Raw genomic sequence first — 4233 nt, 5'->3', positions numbered from 1 at the left:
GTATCCGCATGCACCGCTGCGCGGACGGCCAATGGAGGATGGGCATGAGTCGGAAGTCTGGGGAAAAGGACGATGTTCAAAGGGAAGAGAGCGCACTGAGCAGGCGCTCGTTCTTCAAGGGCGGTCTGGCCGTTGCCGGCATGGGAGCTGCAGCCGTCGCCGTGCCGGGGACCGCCCTGGCCGCGGGCGGGGATGGGACCGTATGGGACTATGAATATGACGTCGTCGTGATCGGTGGAGGCGCCACCGGCATTGCTGCGGCCATTCGCGCCCGAGACCTGGGAGCCAGCGTCATCGTTCTCGAACAGAATTTCGAACCCGGCGGCAAGATGCTGCATTCGACCGGGCTCATCTCCCTCGGAGGCGGCGATCCGCTCCAGCTGCGCGACATCCGCGGCGAGGCCGACCCGGATGGGTACATCACCGTTGCGCCGGTGGAAGATGTCGCCGAACTCGAAGACGATGTGGACCTGCTCTTTCGCGACATGACGGATTGGTCGGTGCTCGACCCGTCTGCACAGGCGCCCTACCGGTACAATGAGCGCCCGCTGCACCGTGCATGGGCCGACAACTGCTCGGCCGTCCGCACGTTTCTGCTCGACAACCACGTTCGCATGGGGCGCATTTCGGGGACCCACGGAAACGCCGGCATGTCGCGGGCCCGCCGCGCGTATGCGTTCCTCATGGAAGGTGACAGCACCGACGTTGTGAAGGGGACGATTACCAAGGAGGACGCGGGCATTCCTGGCGTTTCGTCCTCGCTATTCGCGCCCACTCTCATGCAAGACGGTAGCGGCACCGTGGCGCCAACCGCTCGTACCAATGGAACGGCCCTGGCCCGACCGCTCGAGCACAGCGCCCGGCACAAGGGCGTCCATTTCATGGTCAACCGCCACATGGACGAGATCATCCGTCAGGAGCCGTTTGCCGGCCGGGTGGTGGGAGTCAAAGCCAGCCATTCGCCGCGCTTCGACCCCAAGACCGGCGAAAAACTGGTCGGCTACTGGGACGATGGCAATCTGGTCGAGACACGTGACAGCATCACCGTCCGTGCGAAAAAGGCCGTGATCATTGGCGCAGGTGGCCATGCTGCCAATCCGGAGTTTCGCGGCATGTTCCATCCCGGCTTCCGCGAGCCGGCATTCGTGTCGTCTGGCTATGGCTGGTTGGGACCGAGGGGACAGGATGCCAGCGGCATCAAGGCAGGCATTCGTATTGGCGCCGGTCTTGCCGGCATGCAGCAGAACTTGAGCTACCCATCCACCTTCCATTTCCCCGGAACTCTGGCGACGCGCGATCCGTACACAACGATGTTGCCGGGAAACCCGACGTTCTCGACGCGAATGGCGACGGGTATCGACCTGGGCAACGAGTCGTTCCAGCATCTGATCGCGGTCAATCAGGTGGGCAAGCGCTTCTTCAATGAAATGACATTGATGAAGGGGTGGTCCAATGCCTCGTACCCGGCGGGTCCGAGAAAGGGCCAGCCAGCAGAGGGGCTTGAGTTCAAGCAGCTCGATTGGCACAACGCCAGCGCCGAAAACGTCCGGGCGACTTACGCCGCAAACGCTGGCGTCCACGCTGCGACCGCAGTCAACGAAGGCTCGAGCGAACCTGACTTCCTGTCTGGTCCGATCTGGGCAATCTTCGACCAGGCCGCCGTCGACCGAGATGAGTGGAACATCGAGCCGCCGTTCACCTCACCGGACAATGGGCTGTTCTTCGCCGCCGACACGATCGAGGAGCTGGCCTGGAAAATCCGGTCCGGTTGCCAATGGCAGAGGGTCGAACTGAAGCATCTCGTCGATACGGTCAATCGCTGGAATGCCAATGTCGAATCGGGCCTCGATCCCGATTTTGAACGGGGCCCCGATGCGCCCATGTACAAGATCGATACGCCGCGCTTCTACGCGGCCGCGTTCTTCCCGGTCTGGCACGACTCCTACGGTGGCCTGCACATCAACGGCAAAGCACAGGTCGTCGATATGGAAGGAGCGCCTATTCCCGGCCTCTATGCGGGTGGCGAGTCGAGTGGCGGCGGCAATCAGCACGGCCTCGGCAGGGCGCTGGTGCACGGCTACATAGCCGGTACCAATGCAGTCGGCGAACCAGCCGCCTGAGCCTGATCCAGTTCGCGGGGGCGATTTGCCCCCGCGGCTCTTGTCCATGATACCGAGCGACGACATGACCAGCCGAAGCGAGAAATCAACGGGGCAGGTTGCCCTGTCCATAGAAGTTACGCCCACCTCCGTTGCAGCGGGCGCCGAGTTCGGATTGTTGGCGCGCGTTAGCTGCACGCCGGCATGCGACCTTGCATCGCTCGCTGTCGTGATCCGCTCCGAGGACGGAGCCTGCCTTGGCGAGATCGCCCTTTCGCACTTTGATGGCGCCACCAACAGCACCGACGACCTCGTGCTGCGAGCGCCGCTTTCGGTGGGGGTGCACCGCTGGACGGCCTCGATAGAGGCCTTCGAGACGGACGATGCTGCTTACCCGGCGGTCAGCGAGCCGATTGCTCTTCAGGTCGAGCCGCACGCGGTCACCGTCAATGTGTGGGATCTTGCATCTGCTCTCACGAGCGGCTCAGCTGCCAGGATGCACGTCGGTGTTCGCTGTGCCTGCGGCTGCTCGCTTGCAGGCCGAAGCGTGACGATTCACGATGAGCTGGGCAACCTGGTCGCATCGGCCAGGATTGCAGATGAAGTCTGGCCCAGAACGGAAGCCCTGTACTATGCGCAAGTGCAGGCAACCGTGGACGCCGATGTCGGCCTCCACAGATGGAAGGCGCGTTTTTCTGGAGCGGGACTCGAGCCTTCGCATGGCGACGGTCAGGCGGATTTCTCGATCCGGGTCGTGCCTGCGGGCGAGCACCTGGTCCAGGTTCATGCGGTCGACGGGGATGGAGCCACGCCTCTCCCAGGGGCGATTGTGACAATGCACCCGTTCCGTGCTGTAGCCGATCACCGGGGCATCGCGGAACTGCGAGTACCCAAGGGCTCGTACACGCTGTTCGTTTCGGCGAGGCGCCATGTATCCAATCGCGCCGTTGTTGAAGTGGACGGCGACCTGGTGACCCAGTCGCAACTGGCTGTCGAGATACGTCCCGAGAGAATGTAGCGCGGGCCGCCGCCCGACCACTGAAGAAAGGTTCTGGTCTTGAAGCCGCTAGTACTTGCTGCCATCACCCTGCTGTCCCTCGGCATGCCGACGAGTCTTCAGGCGCAGGAGGAGCGCTCCATCTGGAGCGGCGTCTACACAGCCGAGCAGGCCGATCGCGGAAAGGCCCTGCATCTTGGGGTGTGCGCGAAATGCCATGGCGAGCGCGGAGACGGCGCGGGCGAACCGGATCAGCCGCAGGCCCCTGCCATCGCCAGGGCGTCGCTTCTGCGAAAGTGGGACGGTCTGTCGCTTGCAGCTCTGTACGAACTGATCCGGAACACCATGCCGCCTGACAATCCGGCATCCCGCAGCGAGCAGAACTATATCGACGTCATCGCTTACATGCTGGCAATGACCAAGGTGCCTCCGGGCGAGGCAGAACTGCCGCCCGATCCGGCTGTGCTCGACTACATCATGATCGGGCCTAAGCCCTGACAGTCCCAACGCATTCGCGCAACTGACACTCTACAAAGACACGGAGACGCTAGATGAAAGCAGGCTGGTCCTTGACGGCGGGCGCGTGCCTGATTGCCCTGACGCTGGTTGGCGCCGCCCACGGTCAGGCCGTCGGTGATCCTGTGCTGGGTGAGACAGTGTTCAAGAAGTGCGCCGCCTGCCATGCGGTCGGCGAGGGCGCTCGCAACCGGGTGGGCCCCGTGCTGAATGGGGTCGTTGGTCGGCAGGCCGGCACCTACGAGCGCTTCAAGTACTCGAAGGCCATGATCGATGCCGGGACCGGCGGATTGGTTTGGTCGCCGGAGACGCTTGGCGGCTACCTCGCCAATCCCGGCAATACGGTCAAGGGAACCAAGATGGCCTTCCCAGGCCTGCAGGACGAGGCCGACCGGATCAACGTGATCGCCTATCTTCTCAGCTTCTCACCGGACTTCGTGCCCGCGCCTTAGGCAGAGTTCATCTGTACGCACTTCTTGCGCCAGGTCGTTCCTAAGGTCTGCATTTGATGCTGTGGACGGCTCCGCCGTCGGCATCGCAATGTACCACGTTGCGGTGCTCCGGCATCGCCCTGTCCGCGCGGCCCGTTCAGTTCCGCTCCGCCTCGACCAGTTGCGCCAG

4 protein-coding genes are annotated in these 4233 nt (G+C 63.3%); all 4 read left to right on the top strand.

Going from position 1 to position 4233, the window contains the following annotated elements:
- On the top strand, positions 1-2120 hold a 2120-nt coding region (locus ACE3TU_RS19715), incomplete at its 5' end, for an FAD-dependent oxidoreductase (protein ID WP_374627344.1).
- Between the two features lie 64 nt (positions 2121-2184).
- Complete coding sequence (locus ACE3TU_RS19710; protein WP_374627342.1) at positions 2185-3117, top strand: hypothetical protein; 933 nt, start codon at positions 2185-2187, stop codon at positions 3115-3117.
- A 39-nt stretch (positions 3118-3156) separates the two neighbouring features.
- Positions 3157-3594: a c-type cytochrome gene (locus ACE3TU_RS19705; protein WP_374627340.1), complete on the top strand. Its 438-nt coding sequence runs from the start codon at positions 3157-3159 to the stop codon at positions 3592-3594.
- A gap of 53 nt (positions 3595-3647) precedes the next feature.
- Positions 3648-4064: a cytochrome c family protein gene (locus ACE3TU_RS19700; RefSeq protein WP_374627338.1), complete on the top strand. Its 417-nt coding sequence runs from the start codon at positions 3648-3650 to the stop codon at positions 4062-4064.
- Positions 4065-4233: the final 169 nt, after the last annotated feature.

The sequence above is a fragment of the Devosia sp. genome (assembly GCF_041917035.1).
Lineage (GTDB): Bacteria > Pseudomonadota > Alphaproteobacteria > Rhizobiales > Devosiaceae > Devosia_A.
Note: the sequence above shows the minus strand (reverse complement) of the source record. Positions and strands in the feature narration are given on the sequence as shown.

Excerpts from the sequence above, each read along its gene's own strand:
- ACE3TU_RS19710 (WP_374627342.1), top strand. The coding sequence starts at position 2,185 with ATGACCAGCCGAAGCGAGAAATCAACGGGGCAGGTTGCCCTGTCCATA.
- ACE3TU_RS19700 (WP_374627338.1), top strand. The coding sequence starts at position 3,648 with ATGAAAGCAGGCTGGTCCTTGACGGCGGGCGCGTGCCTGATTGCCCTG.